The organism is Umezawaea sp. (genome assembly GCF_057122925.1).
Genome location: NZ_DBNGPQ010000124.1, coordinates 25,346 through 46,472, shown reverse-complemented (window position 1 = coordinate 46,472; position 21,127 = coordinate 25,346). Strand labels below are relative to the sequence as shown.

Here is a 21,127-nt window from a genome sequence, read left to right as displayed (position 1 = left end):
ACAGGGTCGTGTGGCAGGTCGATGCCACTCTGGACCGTGACCGGTTGTGCGCAATCCGTTACGACGCACAGCTTTCAGCTACCGGTTGAGTCAAGGTCGTCCTGCGGGCACCCCACTCCGACGTAGGCTGACCGGGTGGTTCTGTCCGGTTCGACCCTCACTCTCGCGATCGACCCGCTCAACCCGCTGGCAACCGCGGGGCCCGTGGCGGTGTGGCTGATCACGCTGGGATTCCTGTTCGTCGAGTGCGCCTTCATCTTCGGGCTGTTCCTGCCCGGTGATTCGCTGCTCTTCGCGGCGGGCGTCATCCTGGCGCAGCACACCGGTGCGTGGAACGCGTGGCTGCTCTCCGCGGCGGCCATGCTGGTGGCGCTGGTCGGCAACCTGATCGGCTACTACATCGGCCAGACGACCGGCACGCACCTGCTGGCCCGCAAGGGCGGCCGGATGCTGAACCGGCAGAACCTGGAGAAGGCCAGGGACTTCCTGGACAGACGGGGGTTCTGGGCGATCGTGCTGGCCCGCTGGATCCCGTGGGTCCGCACGCTGGCGCCGATGGTCGCGGGCGCGGCGCAGATGGACAAGAAGCGGTTCCTGCTGGCCACGACGCTCGGCGCGCTCGCGTGGGTGCCGACGCTCGTGCTGGCCGGGTACTACGGGGCCGGCCTGCTGACGTCGATGCCGTGGCTGGAGACGACGGCGGTCGTGGTCAGCATCGCGTTCTTCGTGTTCGGCACCGCGTACGGCGTGTGGCGCTACCGCCAGGAGATGCGCAAGCCGATCGACCTCGACGCGGAAGCGGACCTCACACCACGTCGGTGATGAGCAGGTCGGCGCCCGACTTGGAGGAGTTCACCATCAGGGCGTTGACGTGGTCGGTGCCGTGCAGGACGCGCTCCTCGGCCTCCGCCAGCGTCCGGCCGAACCTCAGGTGGCGGTCTATCAGCCGCTGCACCCTGAGGTCGTCGTCGATGAACAGGAACCAGGCCTCGTCCAGCACGATGCGGACGCGCTTCCACTTGTCGTAGTTCAGCAGCAGGTAGTTGCCCTCGGTGACGATGAGCGGCACGTCCGGGCCGATGGGCACGGCGCAGGCGATGGGCTCCTCGATCTCGCGCCGGAACTCGGGCGCGTAGACGATGTCCGGGCCTGCTGCCTTGAGCCTGCCGAGCAGGTCGACGTACCCGGCGACGTCGAACGTGTCGGGCGCGCCCTTGCGCTCGCTGATGCGCAGCCGGAGCAGCTCGCGCTGGGCCAGGTGGAAGCCGTCCATCTCGACGAGCGCGGCGTCGGCTCCGAGCGCGTCGACCAACCGGCGCGCGAGCGTGGACTTGCCCGAGCCAGGTGCGCCGCCGATGCCGAGCAGCCTGCGCTCACCGGTGTCCACGAGCCCGCGAGCCCGGTCGAGCAGCTCGTCGAACTTCACCTGCTGTCCTGCCACCTTGCCAACTCCTCAAGCCAGTCCTGCGCGGTGTTGCGCACCCTGACCGCCGCCACCGCGTTCGCATACCCGATCGCGTCGGCGACCGGGTCCTGCCGGGCGAGCGCGACGGCGAGAGCACCGTGCCACACGTCCCCCGCGCCGTTGGTGTCGCGCACGTCCACCGGGGGTACCGGCAGTGCGTGGAGTCTCCCGTCACACGACCACGCGACCGGGTTCGCACCGTTCGTCCGGATCACCAGCGGCACCCCGAGGGCGTGCAGCTCGTCCTCGGTCCGCTCGAAAGCCGCCGAGCACGCCGCTACGTCCACCAGCGGCAGCAGGTCTTCAAGCACAGGTTTCCAGCTCCCGGCGTCGAGCACCACCGGCAAACCGGCATCTTTGGCCACATTCGCGGCCGTCAGGGCCATCCGGCCGAGGTGTCCGTCGAGCAGGAGGACGTCCGCCCGCAACACAAACGGTGTTACGGCGTCCACAGTGGCCCGGAGGTCGACTTCGGCGGCGTTGCGGGAGATCACGGTCCGCTCGCCGTCGCGCTCGCGGACGGCGACCATGCTGAGCGAGATGCGGGAGTCGGGCGCGAGGTCGTGGAACTCGACCCCCCGCTCGGCGAGCCCGGCGGCGGCGAACGCGCCGAAGGCGTCCCGCCCGAGCGCGGTCAGCAGGACGGCCTCGTGGCCGAGCGCGGCGACCGTGGTCGCGGCGTTGGCCGCGGGTCCGCCGGGGGTCAGGTGGACACCCGTGGACTGGACCTTGTCACCCGGAACGGGGAATTCAGCTACCTGCTGGATGACGTCCACGGTCGTCAGGCCGACACACACCACGACAACCATCGCGAGCGCCTCCTAGCAGGTAGGGTCCGGTCGCAAGCGATTGCGCACAGGCGGAACGGGGCAAGCACCACATGATCACCATGCGGGAGGTCGCGACCCTGGCCGGGGTCTCCATCACCACGGTCTCACACGTCATCAACGAGACCAGGTCGGTGGCCCCGGAGACGAAGGAGCGCGTCCTCAAGGCCATCGAGGAGACCGGCTACACCGGGGACGCCATCGCCCGCTCCCTCGTGACCGGCGGCACGAAGTCCCTGGGACTGGCCGTCTCGCTGGTGTCGCACCCGTACTTCGCCGAGCTGATCGCCGCGATCGAGAACGAGGCCACGACCGCGGGCTACTCGCTCGTCCTGATCGACACCCGCGACACCGCCGAGTCCGAGCAGGCAGCCGTGCGGATGCTGCGCGGCCGTCGCGTGGACGGCCTGCTGCTGACCCCGTCGGCGGGGGCGGGCGGCGCGGTGCTGCCGGAGCTGCGGCGCCTCGGCATCCCGACGGTGCTCGTGGACCGCCTGACGATGAGCCAGGACATGGACCAGGTCGGGCCGGAGAACGTCCAGTCCACGTCGCAGCTCGCCCGGCACCTGGCCGAGCTGGGGCACCGGCGGATCGGGATGGTCACCGGCCAGATCGGGCTCGCGACCACCGACGAGCGCGTGCTCGGCTACCGGCTCGGGCTCGGCCGCTCCGGTCTCCAGTGGGACGAGGACCTGGTGTCCTCCGACGGCAAGCTGGCCCCGCTGCTCGACCTGGAGTCGCCGCCGACGGCCGTGGTCGCGGGCGACCACATGGTCCTGACCAGCGTGATGCACGAGATCCGCACCCGAGGGCTGCGCATCGGTCGCGACCTGGCGCTGGTCTCCTACGACGAGGTCGAGTGGTCCGAGCTGGTCGAACCGGCCCTCACGACGATGGCCCAGCCGATCGAGGAGATCGGCCGAACGGCCGTCCGGCTGCTGCTCTCGCGGATCACCGATCCGAACCGCCCGCCGGAAACCATCCGGCTCGCCCCGACCCTGAAGCACCGCCAGTCCTGCGGCTGCCACTGAGCGCAATATGATTTACATCAACCCCTATTCCGGACAGCGTTCTCCGAGAGCGTACTTTTCGTCCTTATCGTCGGACGCATGCTCATCAGGACACCGATAACACGGCAATCAGGGGAGCTTCCGAGCCCCGCACGGGACGTTCCCGTTCGACGCGGACGAACACTGCGGCTTTCACCGCCCCGACAGTTCATGCGCGACCTGCTCCACCATTCGCGCAAGGTTCCCAGCGTGCCGATGCAACGGCGGATGCGACTGGGCGGCGTGGTCGCCGCGCGGGCCACGGCGACCGACCACGTGAGTTGGTGCGCGATCTTCATGAAGGCCTACGGCGTCGTGTGCGCCCGGCACCCGGAGCTGCGCCGCGCGTACTTCTCGTTCCCGTGGGCGCAGCTCTACGAGCACCCGGAGACGGCCGCGTCGTTCAGCGTGGAGCGCGCGTACGAGGGCGAGAGCGCGGTGTTCTTCACCCGCATCCCCCGCCCGGAGACGCTGTCGCTGCGCGAGATCGACGCCGTCGTGCGGAGGTACAAGACGGCTCCGCTGGAGAGTTTGCGCAGCTACCGGCGCATCATCGGGCTCAGCAGCCTGCCGTTCCCGGTCCGCAGGCTGATCTGGTGGCTCGCCGTGCAGGCCCGCGGCCCGTTCCGCGCGTACTTCCTCGGCACGTTCGCCGCCAGCACCACGGCGTCCGAGGGCGGGGCCAGCCTGCACCAGCTCTCGCCGCTGACGACCACGCTGAACTACGGGCAGTTCGAGGACGACGGCACGCTGGACGTGCGCCTCACCTACGACCACCGGGTGCTCGACGGCTCGACGGTCGCCAGGGCGCTGGTGGAGCTGGAGTCCGTGCTGCGCGGCGAGATCGCGTCGGAACTCGCGGAAACACCATGACAGCCCTCCACAGCCCGGTATCGACCGACCTCTCCTCCGAGGAATTCTGGGCACTGACTCCCGAAGACCGGGATTCGCGATTCGCCGAGTTGAGACGGAATCGGCCGGTTTCGTGGCAGGCTCCCATTGAAAACCCCGTTATCCCGTCCGTCGAAACGCAGGGTTATTGGGCGGTCGTAAACCATAACGACGTTTCCTCGGTAAGCCGCAATCCTCGTGCGTTCTCCTCGTCCGCGTACTTCGGCGGCGTCACGCTGGAAATCCTGCCTCCCGCGCTCGCCGAGGCCACCCAGTCCATCATCGCGATGGACGGTCCGAAGCACGCCCGGCTGCGCAAGCTCATCACCACCACGTTCACCCCGCGCCGGATGTCGCTCATGGACGCCGCCATCCGGCGCGCCGCCCGCGACGTGGTCGCCTCCGTGGCCCACCTCGGCGAGGTCGACTTCGTCACCGGCATCGCCGAGCGGCTGCCCATCTGGACCATCTGCGAGATCATCGGGCTGCCCGAGGACGAACGGGACCGCGCCCTCGTGCACGCGAACGCCATGATCGGCTGCAAGGACCCCGAGTTCGGCGGCACCGACCCGGCCCAGGCGATCCGCGACGGCGTGGTCGCGTTCACCGCCATGTCCCTCGACCTGATCGACGAGAAGCGCGAGCACCCGACCGACGACCTGATGAGCGCGCTCATCGAGGCCGAGGTCGACGGCGAGCGGCTCACCGACGACGAGATCCGCGCGTTCTTCATCCTCCTGTTCATCGCGGGCAACGAGACCACCCGGCACGCCATCAGCCACGGCGTGCACGCGCTCGACCGCTTCCCCGACCAGCGCGCCCTGCTGCTGGCCGACCTCGACGCACGCCTGCCGGGTGCGATCGAGGAGGTCCTGCGCTGGTCCACCCCCATCATGACCTTCCGCCGCACCGCCGTGGAGCGCACCGAACTGGGTGGGCAGACCATCGAGGCGGGGGAGCACGTCGTGCTCTTCTACTCGTCGGCCAACCGCGATGAGCAGGTCTTCACCGACCCGTGGACGTTCGACATCACCCGCACGCCGAACCGGCACATCTCGTTCGGCGGCGGGGGACCGCACTACTGCCTCGGCGCGCACCTGGCGAAGCTGGAACTGCGGCACGTCCTCACCGAGGTGTACCGGCAGCTGCCGGACCTGCGGATCGGCGCCCCCCGCTACGTCGCGGGGAACTTCATCAACGCGATCGGCCGGATGCCCGCGTGCTTCACCCCCACCGGGAGGCGGTCGTGAAGCAGGTGGTCACCGGCGCGACCGGGCTGGTCGGGGCGGCCCTGGTGCTGGAGCTGCTGGCGCGCACCGACGACGAGGTCGTGTGCCTGGTCCGGCCGGGCCGCAAGGTCGAGCCCGAGGAGCGGCTGCGGACGGCGCTCACGAGGGCGGCCCGCGAGTACGGGGCGGACGCGCGGGAGATCGACAAGCGGGTCACGGTCATCCCGGCCGACCTCGGCGAGCCGCGCCTGGGCGTCGAGGGCCTGAGCGGAGCCGGGGAGTTCTGGCACAACGCGGCCGACCTGCGCTACGAGGACCGGCACTGGGAAGCCCTCCGGGACACCAACGTCGAGGGCACCCGCAACGCGCTCGACCTCGCCGAGGCGGCGGGCGCGTCGACGTTCAACTACACGAGCACCGCGTACGTGGCCGGACGGCTGGACGGCGAGATCGCCGAGGTCCGGATGGACGGCGTGGAGACGAACAACCGGTACGAGGACAGCAAGGTCGGCGCGGAACGCCTGGTGTCGGAGGCCACGGCGTTCGCGACCCGCACCCTGCGACCCAGCGTCGTGATCGGGCACAGCCGCACGTACGCGCTGTGCGGCGGGCAGTCCGGGCTCTACGGGATCCAGCGGCGGCTCGGGCAGTTCCGGCGGGCGCTCGGGGCGCTGGGGTCGCCGGAGGACCTGGCCAAGCCGATGCGGGTGCGGGCCGAGGCCCTCGCGCGGGTCAACCTCGTGCCGGTCGACCTGGTCGTGGCGGACGCCGTGAGCATCAGCCAGTCCGGGTCGACGGCCGACGTGTTCCACCTGACCCACCCGGACCCGCTCCAGGTCGGACCTGGCCTCGGCGTGATGTTCGAGAAGGCGGGGCTGCCCCGGCCGGTGCACACCGACGACGTCGACGGGTTCACCCAGCTGGAGCGGGAGTTCGACCGCAAGATCGAGTTCTACGGCTCGTACATGACGGGCCACAAGCGGTTCGACCAGAAGAACCTGGTCGACGCCGTCGGCGAACCCGCGCTCCACTCGTGGCGGTTCGACCTGACCGAGCTGGCCAACTACCTGGACTGGTACCGGGAGGCGCTCGCCCGCTAGCGGCGCGGCGGGTCGAAGCCGCTGCGCTCCAGCAGCGCCGCGGCTTCGAGGGCCATCCAGCCGCCGAGTTGCACGGACAGGTCGCTCTCCGGCCGTCGCTCCCGAGCGGGGGCGACGGCCGGGGCCGTCCACTCCGGACCGAACACCGGCCCGCTCACCGCCACGGTCCTGTTGTTCCACACGGCTTCCGCCGACGCGAACACGACCTCGGCGGCGATCTCCGCGGCGGCCCTGCGCTCGAACCCCGGCAGCACGACGGCCGCCCGCGCCAGGTAGCGCAGCAGGATCCCGCCGAACAGCCCGCCGTCCCCGCCGCCGTGACCGCGCAGCACGCCGTCGACCGCCAGTTCCTTGTCGACCGCGCGGACGAGCCGCTCGACCCGGTCCAGCGCCGTCGGGGAGTCCTGCGCCAGTTCGAGGTTGGCGCCGAGCAGCACGCCCTGGCAGTACGAGTAGACGTTCTTCTCGATCTCGCGGATCTCACCGTTCGGGTGCACGTGCAGGCCGTCCCACGCCAGCCCCGACTCGGGGTCGACCAGGACCGACTCCATCCAGTCCACGGTGGACCGGGCGCGGACCAGGTCGCCGTGCGAGCCGCCCGCCTTCGCCAGCCGGGCGAGGAAGATCGCCGCGGGGCCGTTCGCGGGGACGTTCTTGAAGTCGTCGTTCCGCTTCCACCAGATGCCGCCGCCACCGTGGTCGGTCCAGCCGTCGCGCAGCCTGGCCGCTATCGCCGAGACCCCGGCAGGCCGGGACACCCCGACGTCCTCGCCCGCCCGCAGCAGCGCCAGCCCGAGCCACGCCACGTCGTCGTAGAAGTCGTTCGTCCACCCGACCAGGTTCCGCACCCGCACCCCGCGCACCAGCCGCCGCACGACCTGGCGGCGCGCCTCGGTCGGGGCGCGCAGCTGCGCGTCGACCACGCAGTCGAGCAGGTGCGCCTGCCACCAGTAGTTGAACCGGACGTGCAGGCGCCCCCGCCAGTCCACCGGCCAGGCGGCGGCGCCCAGCAGCGTGCCCGGCACCCCCCAGACCCGGCGCAGGTGGCGCGACTGCACCGCTCGCTCGGCTACACCGGCTCGCGCTGCCATGAGCTTCGGGGTGGACCTCTCGACCGTCACGACGCCATCGTGATCTCTTGACCGGTCAAGACGCGCGCTGGAGGAGAGACCAGTGGTACAGCGCCATCGCCACCGACGTGGTCAGGTTGTAGCTGGACACCAGAGGGCGCATCGGCAGCGACACCAGGTGGTCGGCCCGCTCGCGCACCGCGTCGGACAGCCCGTGCCGCTCGGACCCGAACGCCAGCACGGCGTTCGACGGGATCCGCACGTCCGCGATGTCCGAGCCGTCCGCGTCCAGCGCGAACACCGGCCCCTCGACGCCGTCGACCACGTCGATCCGGCCCACGGGCAGCGCGAAGTGCAGCCCGGCGCTGCCGCGCAGGACGTTCGGGTGCCACGGGTCCACGTCGCCGATCGACAGCACACCGCCCGCGCCCAGCCCGGCGGCGACCCGGACGACCGCGCCGAGGTTGCCGAGGTTGCGCGGGTTGTCGAGCAGGACGAGCGGGGTCGCGCGGTCCTCGACCAGGCGGGCGACGTCGACGGCGGGCCGCTGGGCGAACCCGGCGACCCCGGTCGGGTGGGGGCGGCCGACGAGCGCGGTGAACTCCGCCCGGTCGACCTCGCGGGCGTGGTCGAGCCGCGTCAGCAGGTCGGGGGCGTGCGACTCCGCGAGGCCCAGCAGCGCGGACCGGCTCAGCGTCACGAGGGGTTCCACGGGCGCGCCGAAGCGCAACGCGTGCTTCACCGCGTGGAAGCCCTCCAGCAGGACGGTCTGCTCAGTGGGCGCCGACGTGGCGCGATCCCGCGTGGCGCTCACCGCGCCACCGCAGGCAGTACCCGGTCCACGACCCGACCACGAGGACCGCCACCAGCAGTTGCACGGCACCCGCCGCCGCCTGCGGGTAGACGACCCCGTCGATGTAGTGGTCGATGAAGCCCTCCACCAGCTCCGGCTGCCCCGCGCGAACGCGGAAGAAGTTCTCCGCCGCCGTCAGCGGGCAGTTCAGCGGGAACGCGACGACCAGGAGCCCCCACGTCGCCATGGCCAGGTGCGGGTAGATGACCCCGCGCCAGTGCCAGGCCAGGAAGCCGCCCACGACGAGGAACACCAGGACGGCGAAGTGCACAACCATGACCAACTCGGCCAGCGCTTGAGAGACCACGTCCACCTCCCCGTTCCAATGTAGAACGGGGATTCCACCCAGCGCTCGGGATAAACGCGCGGTTCACCCGCGTGGTAGCGCCTGCCACGGCACCCGGCCCCCCAGATCGAGCAGCAGGTCCGCCAGATGACCCAGCGGCGCCTGCACCAGGTGGCCGGGCACGACGGCGGCGAGTGCGTGCTCGTCGAACGCGAGCGCCACCCCCGCCGCGCGCGGGTCGTGCAGCAGCGCCTGCGTCAGACCGGAGCCGAGCAGGGCCGTCGCGAACGCCGGGTTGGCCCGGCGCACCTCGTAGCGCTGGTCGAACACCGGGTCGCCGGTGAGCGTGAACTGCTCGAAGATCCCCCACACGCTGTCCTCGCGCGGGCTGATCAGCACCCACGGCCCCGGCATCGGCCGGGGCACGACGACGGCGGAGTAGGTGCGGAACTCGTGCGTCACCACGTTGTCCGTGCGCAGCACGACCTCGACGGCGAGCACGGGCACGCCGCGCCACTGGCCCACGAGCTGGAACTTCACCCGGCTGCGGTCGGCTTCGAGCATCCGGCCGACGTGCGGCACGCGTTCCTGGAAGCCCTGGTCCTCCGCGACGAACCTCCAGCCGAGGCTCGCCTCGACCGCACGCATCCGCTGTTCCCACTCCGACACGAACTGCTGGTTCGTGAACGGGTTGCGCTTGCGACGGGACAGCCCCACCGCGACCCCGGCCCCCAGGATGGCCAGGATCACGAGGAGGAGGACCAGCCCGGTCATCAGCCCAGACCGAGGTCGGCCAGGTCCAGGAGGTAGCGGTAGGGCAGCCCCCTGGCCTCGATGATCTCCTTCGCGCCGGTGCCGCGGTCCACGACGGTGGCCACGCCGACAACGGTCGCGCCCGCCTCGCGGAGCGCCTCGACGGCGGTCAGCGGGCTGTTGCCGGTCGTGGTCGTGTCCTCCACGGCCAGCACGCGCTGGCCGGTGACCTCGATGCCCTCGATCCGCCGCTGCATCCCGTGCTTCTTGGCCTCCTTGCGGACGACGAACGCGTCCAGCACGTCACCGGAGGCCGCCGCGGCGTGCATCATCGCGGTCGCGACGGGGTCGGCGCCGAGCGTCAGTCCGCCCGCGGCGACGTAGTCCCAGTCCGAGGTGAGCTGCCGCAGCAGCCTGCCGATCAGCGGGGCGGCGGCGTGGTGCAGCGTCGCCCGCCGGAGGTCGATGTAGTAGTCCGCCTCACGCCCCGAGGACAGCGTCACCCTGCCGTGCACGACGGCCAACTCACTCACCAACCGGGCCAGTTCAGCTTTGGCACCGGCGTCAAGGACCACTTCGGTTCGCACGGGTCCCAACCTTTGCACACCCACCGGGATCAGCGCGACGAGGTCCTGCCCCGGCGGCTCGCGAACCGCGCCGAGGCCTTGCGCAGCAGCGCCCTGGGGATGAGCTTGCTCCCCACCACGATGGCCTTGTACTGGAGGCCGGGGACCGACACGGGCTTGCCCCCGCGCAGGTCGGCGAGGCAGTCGTGCACCACGCGGTCCGCGTCGAGCCAGAGGAACCCCGGGGTGGTGCTCATGTCGATCTCGGCGCGCTCGTGGAACTCGGTGCGCGTGAAGCCGGGGCACAGGGCGATCACCCTCACCGGCGACCCCGCCTCCTCGACCGCCATCGACACGGCCTCGGAGAACACCGCCACGTACGACTTCTCGGCGTTGTAGGTCGTGCCGCTGCCGGGCAGGAAGCTCGCGACGCTGGCCACGTTCACCACGCCGCCCCGCCCGCGCTCGACCATGCCGGGCACGACCGCCCTGGTGAACCGCAGGACGCTCGTCACGTTCACGTCGAGCTGCGCCTGGAGCCGGTCGACGTCGGTGTCCGTGAAGCCGCCCGCGCTGCTGTACCCGGCGTTGTTGACGAGCAGGTCGACGGGCCGCGCGGGGTCGGTGAGCCGCTCCTCCACCGCGGTCCGCTGCTTCGCGTCGGACAGGTCCGCGGTGAGCACCTCGACGGCGACGCCGTGGCGCGCGGTCAGCCGTTCGGCCAGCTCGTCGAGGCGCGAGGTGGTCCTGGCGACGAGCACGAGGTCGTGGCCCTCGGCGGCGAGACGACGGGCGAACGCGGCTCCGATGCCTGCGGTCGCCCCGGTGACCAGTGCGGTGGGCATGGGTCGGAACGCTAGCGGGTCGGCCCTAGCTGGCCGGCTTGCGGCCGAACGACGGCCGGTAGACCTCGCCGCCGCTCTCGGCGTCCTGCTCGGCGTCGAACGGGTCGACCACGTCGGCCAGCTCGCCCACGTCGCGCAGCAGGCGCTCCAACCGCGCCGGGCTGGAGTTCGGCGGCGCCGCCGCCATGACCCAGTCGCCCTCGAACCAGACCACGGTGACGTCCGCGCCGATCTCCTCGGCGGCGTCGACCAGGTCGGGGGTGATCAGCTTGCGGGCCGCGGCCAGCTCCGTGACGAACGCGTAGCGGGACCCGACCGGCCCGAGCAGGTCGGGCATCTGGTCGCGCTGGAACGGCACGCTGGGCAGCCACAGCTCGATGACCACGGACAACGGGCGCCGACAGCGCACCCCGACGAGAACCGAGTTGACCTTGCCGTTGGTCTCGTGGTCCAGCACGTACACCTGCCGCCGACCGTCGGCGGTGAAGGTGGACCCGGCCACCACGTCCCTGGCGATGCCGGTGCCGTAGTAGGCGATGGCCCCGCTCTCCCACCGCGTGGGGAGCACGTGGTCGGTCTCCTCGAACTGCCAGCCGCGCAACGCGGCCCACCGCCGCCGCTCGCGGTTGCGCGCGGTGCGCTGCGCCCGATCGGTCGCGAGCAGCGCGAAACCGGCTACTCCCGCCACCGCGCAGACGGTGAACCAGACCCAGGCAGGTATTCCCACAGTGCGAGGGTAGCGGTCCCGCCGAGCATTACGAAGATCACCAACGGCGTGGTTCCCACGAACAGATCAACCCGTTACCTCGCACGGGTGCGCCCCACCACCGGCTTTCCACGCGAACGATCGCCCGCGGCGACGGTGGGCGCGGGGACGGGCCGGACCAGGTCGTTACCCGACCGATACGACCTAACGAGCGTAAGAGAACACCCGCAAGCACAGGATTCGGCCCCCGCCCCGGCGAACCGGGACGGGGGCCGGGGTCTCATCCACGCCCCACGATCAACCCGGAGTTGTCGTCCAGGACGTCCACCCGCACGGCGTCCCCGTCGCGAACCTCCCCGGACAACAACTCCTTGGCCAGCTGGTCCCCGATGGCCGACTGGATCAACCGCCGCAGCGGCCTGGCCCCGTACACCGGGTCGAACCCGTTCAACGCCAACCAGTCCCGCGCGGACGGCGTCACGTCCAGGGTCAACCGCCGCTGCCCCAGCCGCTGCGCCAGCTTGCGGACCTGGATGTCCACAATGGACGTCAGCTCCTCCGTGGCCAGAGCGTGGAACACCACCACGTCGTCCAACCGGTTCAGGAACTCCGGCTTGAAGTGCTTGCGCACCACCGACATCACGGCGTCGTTGCGCTGCCGCTCGTCCAGGTTCGCGTCCGCGATGGCGTGCGACCCGAGGTTCGACGTCAGCACCAGGATCGTGTTCCGGAAGTCGACCGTCCGACCTTGACCGTCGGTCAACCGACCGTCGTCCAACACCTGGAGCAGCACGTCGAACACGTCCGGGTGCGCCTTCTCCACCTCGTCGAGCAGCACGACCGAGTACGGCCTGCGGCGCACCGACTCGGTGAGCTGACCGCCCTGGTCGTAGCCCACGTAACCGGGAGGAGCACCGACGAGCCTGGCCACCGAGTGCTTCTCGGAGTACTCGCTCATGTCGATGCGGGTCATCGCCCGCTCGTCGTCGAACAGGAACTCCGCCAGCGCCTTGGCCAGCTCGGTCTTGCCGACACCGGTCGGGCCGAGGAACAGGAACGACCCGGTGGGCCGGTCCGGGTCCGCGACGCCCGCGCGGGTGCGGCGGACGGCGTCGGACACGACCCGCACCGCCTCGACCTGGCCGACGACCCGGCGGGTCAGCTCGTCCTCCATGCGCAGCAGCTTGGCCGTCTCGCCCTCCAGCAGCCTGCCCGCGGGGATGCCGGTCCACGCGCTGACCACGTCCGCGACGTCGTCGGGGCCGACCTCCTCCTTGAGCATCGCGGAGGCCTGCTCGGTCGACTTCGTCGCCGCGTCGAGGTCCTTCTCCAGCGCCGGGATGCGGCCGTACCGCAGCTCGGCGGCCCGGCCGAGGTCGCCGTCGCGCTCGGCGCGCTCCGACTCGCCGCGCAGCTGCTCCAACTGCTCCTTGAGGTCGCGGACCTTGTCGATGGAGCCCTTCTCGTTCTGCCAGCGCGCGGTCAGGCCCGCCAGCGCCTCGCGCTTCTCGGCCAGTTCGGCGCGCAGCGCCGCCAGCCGCTCCACCGAAGCCGGGTCGGACTCCTTCGAGAGCGCCATCTCCTCGATCTCCAGGCGGCGCACGGCCCGTTCGACCTCGTCGACCTCGACCGGCCGCGAGTCGATCTCCATGCGCAGCCGGGACGCGGCCTCGTCGACCAGGTCGATCGCCTTGTCCGGCAGGAACCGGGAGGTGATGTAGCGGTCGGAGAGGGTCGCGGCGGCCACCAGCGCGGTGTCGGTGATCCGGACGCCGTGGTGGACCTCGTAGCGCTCCTTGAGGCCGCGCAGGATGCCGACCGTGTCCTCCACGCTCGGCTCGCCGACCAGCACCTGCTGGAACCGGCGCTCCAGCGCGGGGTCCTTCTCGACGTACTTGCGGTACTCGTCCAGCGTGGTCGCGCCGACCATCCGCAGCTCGCCGCGGGCCAGCATCGGCTTGATCATGTTGCCCGCGTCCATCGCGCTCTCGCCCGTGGCGCCTGCGCCGACGATCGTGTGCAGCTCGTCGATGAACGTGATGACCTGGCCCGCGGAGTCGGTGATCTCCTTGAGCACGGCCTTCAGCCGCTCCTCGAACTCGCCGCGGAACTTCGCGCCCGCGACCATCGAGCCGAGGTCCAGCGCCACGACCCGCTTGCCGCGCAACGACTCCGGCACGTCACCGGCGACCACGCGCTGGGCGAGGCCCTCGACGATGGCGGTCTTGCCGACGCCGGGCTCGCCGATCAGCACCGGGTTGTTCTTGGTGCGCCGGGACAGCACCTGCACGACCCGGCGGATCTCCGGGTCGCGGCCGATCACCGGGTCCAGCTCGCCCTTGCGGGCGCGTTCGGTCAGGTCGACGCCGTACTTCTCCAGCGCCTGGTAGGTGCCCTCGGGGTCCGGGCTGGTGACCCGCGCCGAGCCGCGCACCCTGGAGAACGCCTCGCGCAGCGCGTCCGGCGTCGCACCGTGGCGGCGCAGCAGGTCGGCCACCTGGCCGCCGTGCTGGGCGATGCCGACCAGCAGGTGCTCGGTGGAGACGTACTCGTCGCCCATCTCGGTCGCGAGCTCCTGCGCCTTGGCGAGCACGCGCACGGCCTCGCGGGAGAACTGCGGGGCGGACATCGAGGAGCCGCTCGCGGCGGGCAGCGCTCGGGCCACCTGGTCCAGCTCCTTGCGCACCACACCGGGGTCCGCGCCCACCGCGGCCAGCAGCGGTGCGGTCAGCCCGTCACCCTGAGCCAGCAGCGCGCCGAGCAGGTGCACGGGACCCACGTCCGGGTTCCCCGCCACCGTCGCGGCCTGCACCGCGGCCGAGACCGCCTGCTGGGTCTTCGTGGTCGGGTTGAAAGCGTCCATTCCTCACCCCATCGCAGATGTGCGCGCCAGCCTTCCGCACGCGCTCCCATCATGCACAACGTCAGCAAAGTTGAGTCGGTTCCGCTCAACTTGAATAATCGCTGTGGTCTCGACCACGCCCTTGGGGAAGATCGGACCATGAGCGCGAAACCGCAGCACATCACCTTCAGCAGCACCGACCCGTTCGAACTGGCGACGTTCTGGTCCAAGGTGACCGGCTACCCGCTGGCCGACGACGACTTCCCCGGCGACCCCGAAGCCTCCGTCCTGCCCCCGAGCGGCCCGATCCTGCTGTTCGTGACCGTGCCCGACGAGAAGGCGTCCGCCAGGAACCGGGTGCACCTCGACCTCCAGCCGGACACCACGCGGGACCAGGAGGTCGACCGCCTGCTCGGCATCGGCGCGACCCTGGTGGACGACCAGCGCAAGCCAGACGGCCGCGGCTGGGTCGTGCTCGCCGATCCCGAGGGCAACGAGTTCTGCGTCGAGCGCAGCGCCGCCGAGAAGGCCGCCAAGCCCTGAGGACGCGAAAGGCCCTCCGCCGCGAGCGCCGCGCGGCGGAGGGCACATCTTGGCCTCTCCCTACCTCCGATCACCCACATGTAGTAGCGAGTTGTCCACACCGGGGGTGGAGTTATCCACATTCCGCAGGTCGGCATCCACAGGCAGGTGGACAGGTGCCTCACCCGTCGGTGAGCCGACCACGGGCTGGGGGATGTCCATCGAGGTCCGCAGGGGCACCTCCTTGATCATCACGACCGCGACGACCGTGACGACGGCCGCGACGGCCGCGATCAGGAACAGCGTCGCCATCGCGTCGCCGTAGGCCCCGCGCACCAGCGCCTGGATCGGGCCGGGCAGGTGGACGAGGTCCAGCGTGCCGCCACCCGTGCCCGCGGGCGTGCCGGGCGGCAGACCGGCGGCGATCTTCGTGCTGACCTGGCTCGCGAGCACCGAGCCGAGCACCGCGACACCGGCCGTGCCGCCGAGCGAGCGGAAGAACGTGACCGTGGAGCTGGCCGCGCCGAGGTCCGCCATCGAGACGTCGTTCTGGACCGCCAGCACCAGGTTCTGCATCGTCAGCCCGAGGCCGACACCGGTCAGCAGCATGTAGGCGCCCATCAGCACCAGGTTGGTCTCGTGGTCGATCGTGCCGAGCAGCCCGAGCCCGACGACCAGGACGACCGCGCCGGACACCAGGAAGTTCTTCCACTTCCCGTACTTCGAGATCAGCTGGCCGGAGATGGTCGACGCGATCGTCAGCCCCGCCACCAGCGGCAGCGTGAGCAGGCCCGCCTTCGTCGGCGAGAAGCCGCGGGAGAGCTGGAAGTACTGGCCGAGGAACACCGAGGCGCCGAACATCGAGGTGCCGACGGCGACGCTGCCGAGCACGGCGAGCGAGAGCGTGCGGTGCTTGAACAGCCGCAGCGGCACGACCGGCGAGCTGGCCCGGCGCTCCACGAAGTAGGCGGCCACGAGCGCCGCCGCCGCACCGGCGAGGTAGGCGAGCGTCTCCGGGGAGATCCAGCCGAAGTCCCTGCCCGCGAACGACACCCACATCAGCACCAGGCTGACGCCACCGGTGATCAGGAACGCGCCCGCGTAGTCGATCTTCACGTCCTTGCGGACCGTGGGCAGCTTCAACGTCTTCGCCAGCACGCCGAGCGCCAGCACCGCCAGCGGGACGGTGATGAAGAACGTCCAGCGCCAGCCGAGCCCCGGCGTGTCGACGATGAACCCGCCGACCAGCGGGCCGCCGACCGTGGCCGCAGCCATGACCGCGCCGGTGTAGCCGCTGTAGCGACCGCGTTCGCGGGGGCTGACCATCGCGCCGATGATGACCTGCGCGAGGGCCTGCACGCCGCCCATGCCGAGGCCCTGGACGACGCGGAACCCGATGAGCTGCTCCATGTCCTGGGCGAACCCGGAGAGCACCGAGCCGATCGTGAAGATGGTGATCGCGATCTGGAACAGCAGCTTCTTGCTGAACAGGTCGGCCAGCTTGCCCCAGATCGGGGTCGTGGCCGTCGACGCCAGCAGGGTCGAGGTGATGACCCACGTGTACTGGGTCTGGTTGCCCTTGAGGTCGGCCAGGATCGTCGGGAGCGCGTTGGCGACGATCGTGGAGCTGAGGATCGCCACCAGCAGCGCGAGCAGGATCCCGGACAGGGCCTCCAGGATCTTGCGGTGGGTCATGGGTGTCGCGTCTGTCATCGAACAGCCTCCGGGACCAGCAGGTGAGCACGCAGGTCGTCGGTGAACAAGCCGAACTGGCGCACGAACTCGTGGACGTCTTCTTCGGTCCAGTCGGCGAGCGCCTCCTGGACGAGGGTGACCTGGGCCTCGCGCCAGCCGTCGAGGGTTTCGAGGCCGCGGGAGGTGGCGGTGATGAGCTGGGCGCGGCCGTCGGACCGGCAGGCGCGGCGTTCGACCAGGCCCGCCTTCTCCAGCTGCGCGACCTGCCTGCTCACCACGGACGGGTCGACCAGGTGCACCTGCGCCAGCTCCGACACGCGGGACTCGCCGCGGCGGGCCAGCTCGGCGAGCAGGCCGACGGCCGCCGGGTGGAGGTCCCTCTCCTCCCACACCCTCGTGGTGATCACGTGCTTGAGCTGGAACACCGCGTGCAGCCCTCGGAGGACGTCGACGCAGCTCTCCCTGGTCGGACCCATGTCCATCACCTCATTAGTTGTCAATGACAACTATATGCCCAGATAGTTGTCCAATACAACCTTCTCGACTGTGACGTGGAGGACCACCCGACAGGAGGAATCCGGGTCTCAGGAGGCCGACCCCGGCGGGACGCCGGGTGACTACACCGGGCGACGCACGTCGGCGGGTGCGAGACAAGGGGCGATCAAGGTACACACCAAGGAGAATGTTCCACCGTTGGCCGGTATTCGTGCGACGCTATGTAACCAAGCTGCACTCAAAGGTGGCATCAAGGAGTCAACCAGCCAGATGAAGGGTTAATGTCGTCGCGTCGGGGTTGGATGCTTGACGTGGACGGTGCGCCTTGCTGGCGCCTCTAAGAACGTGGAGACTGCGCCCGGATCATGACAGCGAACGCCGTACTTAGTCCCATCCCTACTCCGCCACACCGCGAACCACCTCCCGGCGTCACCGCGATGGTGCGCATGATCCGGGAGAGCTTCGCGGTGGTGGAGCCGCGCGCCGAAGAAGTCGCCAAGTTCTTCTACGGCATGCTCTTCAGCCTCTCGCCCTCCACCCGCGAGATGTTCCCGGCCAACATGGAGGTGCAGCGCAGCCGCCTGCTGCGCGCCCTCGTGCACACCGTGCAGATGGTGGACCGCCCGGACGACCTCATCCCGTTCCTCCGCCAGCTGGGTCGTGACCACCGCAAGTTCGGTGTCGTGTCGATCCACTACGAGTCCGTCGGCACCGCGCTGCTGGCCGCCGTGAAGAAGTACGCAGGCACCGCCTGGACCCCCGCGGTCGAGATGGCGTGGGCCGAGGCGTACACGATCATGGCCCGGTCCATGCAGGAAGCGGCGGCGGCCGACGACGGCCCGGCCTTCTGGCGCGCCACGGTGCTGGAGCACCAGCGCGTGAGCTGGGACCTCGCCGTCGTGCGGCTCCAGCCCGACCACCCGCTGCCCTACCGGGCGGGCCAGTACCTGAGCGTCGAAACACCCCAGCGCGGCAGGCTGTGGCGGTACTTCTCACCCGCCAACGCCCCGCGCGAGGACGGCACGATCGAGTTCCACATCAGATCGGTGGAGGGTGGCTGGGTCAGCCGCTCCGTCGTCGGCCACACCCAGCCGGGCGATGTGTGGCGCCTCGGGCCGCCCATGGGCAGGCTCGGTGTCGACCGGACGTCCAAGCAGGACATCCTGATGGTCGCGGGCGGCACCGGCGTCGCGCCGATGCACGCGATCATCGACGAAATGGCCCAGTGGGGCGAGAACCCCCGCGTCCACCTGTTCGTCGGCGGTCGCACCCGCGAGGACCTGTACGACCTGGACAACCTCCAGCGGATCGCCATGACCAACCCGTGGCTGACCGTCGTGCCGGTGCTGGAGTCGGACCCCGGCGCCAGGGGCGTCGAACAGGGCACGCTGGCCGACGTGGTCACCCGCTACGGCGCCTGGGAGGACCGCGACGTCCTCGTCTGCGGCTCGCCCGCGATGATCCGCTCGACCGTCTCCCGCATGCTCGTCGCGGGGACACCGCTGGACCGCATCAAGTACGACCCGTTCACCCTGGACTGACGGGTTCGCGTTCGTTCGACGCTCCGGCTGCCCGCCCGCACCCGGAGCGCGTGGTGACGGCGAGAACCACTGGGGCCACGAGCGGCCGCACCACGAGCACGCGCGGTCGGCTTGACTCGGGCGAGTCAAGCCGACCCCAGCACCGGAACGGGGTCACCCGGAATGACGGGCCCCCGATTCACAGGGTAGCGCGGTGGTCCGACAGTCTTGAATTGTCGACAAGTCCACCGACCGCGCTCATCCCACTTCTTTCACGCACTTCGTCCACCTCGACAAAGGCGTACCCCACCCAGGGGGAACCCTGATTTCAACGCTACCAATCGGCACCGACATTTTTGTGCGACGCCGAATTCGGAAAATGCGTCGCCGCTGGTCAGCAAGGGTTTTCAGTGACCGAAAGCCCGAGACTGTCAGACCTCGTGGGTAGAGTGGAATTCGGGGGGATCCCCCGTCGGAAGTCGAGGCTTGCTCAAGATCGAGTGTTACTCGGAGTCGCCGACGGGCGGGTTCGACGGGTGTGGCCGAGGGTTGTTCCGTGAACTAATTTCACGATTCCCAGGGGTTAGCGGGGCCGTGGAAACCTCCGAGGGCGGGTTCGACCGATCATCCAGCGGGCCCGCCACCACCGGCCGCCGACCTACCGATCACGACGGTGAGCAGGGGCCGTGAGGGCGACCTGCGGAGGGCACCGCGGCGCCTGTCGACGAAGAAAGCCCGGTGGTCGACGACGAGGTCCCGGCGCAGCGGCCGGAACGCCTCGGATCACTTGCGGGGCTGGGGCTTCCAGACCACGAGCGCCGTCTCGTGGCGCAGCGGCACGAGGTCGCGGCGGTAGGTCTTGTGGACCGACGCGGCGGCGTGGTCGGCCGCTGCCAGGGCGTTCGCCAGCTCCTGGGTCAGTTCGGACAGGCGGTTGCGGAGGGCGTCGACCTCGTTCTCCAGTTCGATGATCCGCTTGATGCCCGCGAGGTTGACGCCGTCCTCCTGGGAGAGGCGCTGGACCTCGCGGAGCAGCACGATGTCGCGCATCGAGTACCGCCTGCCGCCGCCGGACGTCCGGCCCGGCGACACGAGGCCGAGCCGGTCGTAGCTGCGGAGGGTCTGGGCGTGCAGGCCGGAGAGCTGGGCCGCCACCGAGATGACGAAGAACGGGGTGTCCTCGTCCGTGCCCGGCGGGAAGGGAAAACCGGGGGTGTTCACGCCGACCTCCCCTTGCTCTCCAGCAGTGCGTTCAGCTCCGCCCGCGGGTCGTGCTGCGCGGTGGCGGCGGCGTAGGCCTCCAGGGCTTCCCTGGCCTGGGCGTCCATGTTGTTCGGCACGGTGACCAGCAGCTTGACCAGCAGGTCGCCGGTCTTGCCGTCGCGCTTCTCGATGCCCTTGCCCTTGGCCCGGAGGATGCGGCCGCTGGCGGTGCCCGCGGGCACCTTGAAGGTCACCTTGCCTTCGAGGGTGGGCACCGTCAACGTCGTGCCCAGGGCGAGTTCGGCGAACGTCACCGGCACGTCCAGCGTGAGGTCGTTGCCGGAGCGGCCGAAGAACGGGTGCGGGTTCACGTGGACCCGCACGAACAGGTCGCCGGTGGGGCCGTTGTTGCGGCCCGGTTCACCCTGGCCCGCGAGGCGGATGCGCTGGCCGTCGTCGACCCCCGCGGGGATCCTGATGGTCAGCGTGCGGGTCTTGGTGCTCACGCCCTCGCCGCCGCACTCGGGGCACGGGTCGTCGATGATGCGGCCGGTGCCCCGGCAGTCGGGGCACGGCTCGCTGAACGCGAACGCGCCCTGGCTGCGGGTGACCAGGCCCGCGCCACCGCAGTTGACGCAGGTGTGCGGAACGGTGCCGGGCCGCGCGCCGGACCCGTTGCAGGTGCCGCAGGCGGCCGGGCTGGACAGGCGCATGGGCACCGTCGCGCCCTTGACCGCCTCGGTGAAGTCGATGCGGACGTCGGTCTCGACGTCCTCGCCGCGCCGCGGCCGGGTGGCCGAGGACCCGGCGCCGCCGCGGCGGTTGAACAGGCCGCCGAGCAGGTCGCCGAGACCTCCGGCGCCGGGCTGCGCCCCGGCTCCACCGGCGCGGTTGAACAGGTCGTTCACGTCGAAGCCGCCGCGACCGCCGCCGAAACCGCCCCCGCCGAAACCACCTCCGCCGCCGTACAGCCTGCGGGCCTCGTCGTACTGCTTGCGCTTGACCGGGTCCGAGAGCACGCCGTTCGCCTCGGACACGGCCTTGAAGCGCGCCTCGGCCTTGGCGTCGCCGGGGTTGGCGTCGGGGTGCATCTCCCGCGCCAGCTTCCGGTACGCCCGCTTGATCTCGTCCGCGGAGGCGTCGGAGGAGACGCCCAGCTCGCGGTAGAAGTCCTTTTCGATCCAGTCCCTAGCACTCACCGGACGTCTCC

21 protein-coding genes are annotated in these 21,127 nt (G+C 70.5%); 7 read left to right on the top strand and 14 right to left on the bottom strand.

The features are described 5' to 3' along the window. Positions 1-135 precede the first annotated feature (135 nt). The gene (locus AC156L_RS28075) at positions 136-822 is read left to right on the top strand and encodes a DedA family protein (protein WP_330874620.1); all 687 of its coding nucleotides are present in this window, start codon (positions 136-138) and stop codon (positions 820-822) included. Here the strand turns inward: AC156L_RS28075 and AC156L_RS28070 are convergent. Continuing rightward, on the bottom strand, positions 806-1,441 hold the full coding sequence (locus AC156L_RS28070; RefSeq protein ID WP_330874621.1) for a nucleoside/nucleotide kinase family protein: 636 nt from the start codon (positions 1,439-1,441) through the stop codon (positions 806-808). The two genes, AC156L_RS28075 and AC156L_RS28070, sit on opposite strands and share 17 nt — an antisense overlap. Further along, positions 1,423-2,274, bottom strand: a complete 852-nt coding sequence (locus AC156L_RS28065) for a PfkB family carbohydrate kinase (RefSeq protein WP_330874622.1) — start codon at positions 2,272-2,274, stop codon at positions 1,423-1,425. The genes AC156L_RS28070 and AC156L_RS28065 overlap by 19 nt, the downstream gene beginning before the upstream one ends. Before the next feature lie 71 nt (positions 2,275-2,345). On the opposite strand from AC156L_RS28065, the gene AC156L_RS28060 reads away from it, so the two are divergent. The 4 genes from AC156L_RS28060 to AC156L_RS28045 all read left to right on the top strand — a co-directional run bounded on the left by AC156L_RS28060 (position 2,346) and on the right by AC156L_RS28045 (position 6,561). Further along, positions 2,346-3,323, top strand: a complete 978-nt coding sequence (locus AC156L_RS28060; protein ID WP_330874623.1) for a LacI family DNA-binding transcriptional regulator — start codon at positions 2,346-2,348, stop codon at positions 3,321-3,323. A 228-nt stretch (positions 3,324-3,551) separates the two neighbouring features. Then, complete coding sequence (locus AC156L_RS28055; RefSeq protein WP_330874624.1) at positions 3,552-4,214, top strand: hypothetical protein; 663 nt, start codon at positions 3,552-3,554, stop codon at positions 4,212-4,214. A 305-nt stretch (positions 4,215-4,519) separates the two neighbouring features. After that, positions 4,520-5,482, top strand: a complete 963-nt coding sequence (locus AC156L_RS28050) for a cytochrome P450 (RefSeq protein WP_330874625.1) — start codon at positions 4,520-4,522, stop codon at positions 5,480-5,482. After that, a complete protein-coding gene (locus AC156L_RS28045) occupies positions 5,479-6,561 on the top strand; it encodes an SDR family oxidoreductase (protein WP_330874627.1) in 1,083 nt (360 codons plus the stop codon). Before AC156L_RS28050 ends, AC156L_RS28045 begins: the two co-directional genes overlap by 4 nt. On the opposite strand, the gene AC156L_RS28040 is transcribed toward AC156L_RS28045, so the two are convergent. From AC156L_RS28040 to clpB, 8 genes are all read right to left on the bottom strand, one after another. Then, on the bottom strand, positions 6,558-7,652 hold the full coding sequence (locus AC156L_RS28040) for a glycoside hydrolase family 76 protein (RefSeq protein WP_330874664.1): 1,095 nt from the start codon (positions 7,650-7,652) through the stop codon (positions 6,558-6,560). The two genes, AC156L_RS28045 and AC156L_RS28040, sit on opposite strands and share 4 nt — an antisense overlap. A gap of 55 nt (positions 7,653-7,707) precedes the next feature. Beyond that, a complete protein-coding gene (locus AC156L_RS28035; RefSeq protein WP_330874629.1) occupies positions 7,708-8,445 on the bottom strand; it encodes a TrmH family RNA methyltransferase in 738 nt (245 codons plus the stop codon). Continuing rightward, entirely contained in the window at positions 8,405-8,791 is a 387-nt protein-coding gene (locus AC156L_RS28030) for a DUF2784 domain-containing protein (RefSeq protein WP_330874631.1), read from the bottom strand. The genes AC156L_RS28035 and AC156L_RS28030 overlap by 41 nt, the downstream gene beginning before the upstream one ends. Before the next feature lie 63 nt (positions 8,792-8,854). Beyond that, on the bottom strand, positions 8,855-9,544 hold the full coding sequence (locus AC156L_RS28025) for a hypothetical protein (RefSeq protein ID WP_330874633.1): 690 nt from the start codon (positions 9,542-9,544) through the stop codon (positions 8,855-8,857). Further along, the gene (gene pyrE, locus AC156L_RS28020) at positions 9,544-10,098 is read right to left on the bottom strand and encodes an orotate phosphoribosyltransferase (RefSeq protein WP_330874666.1); all 555 of its coding nucleotides are present in this window, start codon (positions 10,096-10,098) and stop codon (positions 9,544-9,546) included. Before pyrE ends, AC156L_RS28025 begins: the two co-directional genes overlap by 1 nt. 41 nt (positions 10,099-10,139) lie before the next feature. Beyond that, entirely contained in the window at positions 10,140-10,934 is a 795-nt protein-coding gene (locus tag AC156L_RS28015) for an SDR family NAD(P)-dependent oxidoreductase (RefSeq protein ID WP_330874634.1), read from the bottom strand. Positions 10,935-10,959: 25 nt separating this feature from the next. Then, on the bottom strand, positions 10,960-11,661 hold the full coding sequence (locus AC156L_RS28010) for a type III secretion system chaperone family protein (protein WP_330874636.1): 702 nt from the start codon (positions 11,659-11,661) through the stop codon (positions 10,960-10,962). Between the two features lie 259 nt (positions 11,662-11,920). Then, a complete protein-coding gene (clpB, locus tag AC156L_RS28005; RefSeq protein WP_330874637.1) occupies positions 11,921-14,503 on the bottom strand; it encodes an ATP-dependent chaperone ClpB in 2,583 nt (860 codons plus the stop codon). 138 nt (positions 14,504-14,641) lie between these two features. On the opposite strand from clpB, the gene AC156L_RS28000 reads away from it, so the two are divergent. After that, complete coding sequence (locus tag AC156L_RS28000; RefSeq protein WP_330874639.1) at positions 14,642-15,025, top strand: VOC family protein; 384 nt, start codon at positions 14,642-14,644, stop codon at positions 15,023-15,025. 60 nt (positions 15,026-15,085) lie between these two features. On the opposite strand, the gene AC156L_RS27995 is transcribed toward AC156L_RS28000, so the two are convergent. Both AC156L_RS27995 and AC156L_RS27990 read right to left on the bottom strand, forming a co-directional pair. Then, entirely contained in the window at positions 15,086-16,717 is a 1,632-nt protein-coding gene (locus tag AC156L_RS27995; RefSeq protein WP_330874641.1) for an MDR family MFS transporter, read from the bottom strand. Further along, complete coding sequence (locus AC156L_RS27990; protein ID WP_330874642.1) at positions 16,714-17,175, bottom strand: MarR family winged helix-turn-helix transcriptional regulator; 462 nt, start codon at positions 17,173-17,175, stop codon at positions 16,714-16,716. The genes AC156L_RS27995 and AC156L_RS27990 overlap by 4 nt, the downstream gene beginning before the upstream one ends. 456 nt (positions 17,176-17,631) lie before the next feature. Here AC156L_RS27990 and AC156L_RS27985 point away from each other — a divergent pair, with 456 nt between their 5' ends. Beyond that, entirely contained in the window at positions 17,632-18,735 is a 1,104-nt protein-coding gene (locus tag AC156L_RS27985) for an FAD-binding oxidoreductase (RefSeq protein WP_330874643.1), read from the top strand. Between the two features lie 762 nt (positions 18,736-19,497). On the opposite strand, the gene AC156L_RS27980 is transcribed toward AC156L_RS27985, so the two are convergent. Then, positions 19,498-19,935 (bottom strand): heat shock protein transcriptional repressor HspR, encoded by a 438-nt coding sequence (locus tag AC156L_RS27980; RefSeq protein WP_330874644.1) that lies wholly within the window; start codon positions 19,933-19,935, stop codon positions 19,498-19,500. Beyond that, complete coding sequence (gene dnaJ, locus AC156L_RS27975; RefSeq protein ID WP_330874646.1) at positions 19,932-21,116, bottom strand: molecular chaperone DnaJ; 1,185 nt, start codon at positions 21,114-21,116, stop codon at positions 19,932-19,934. Before dnaJ ends, AC156L_RS27980 begins: the two co-directional genes overlap by 4 nt. Positions 21,117-21,127 lie beyond the last annotated feature (11 nt).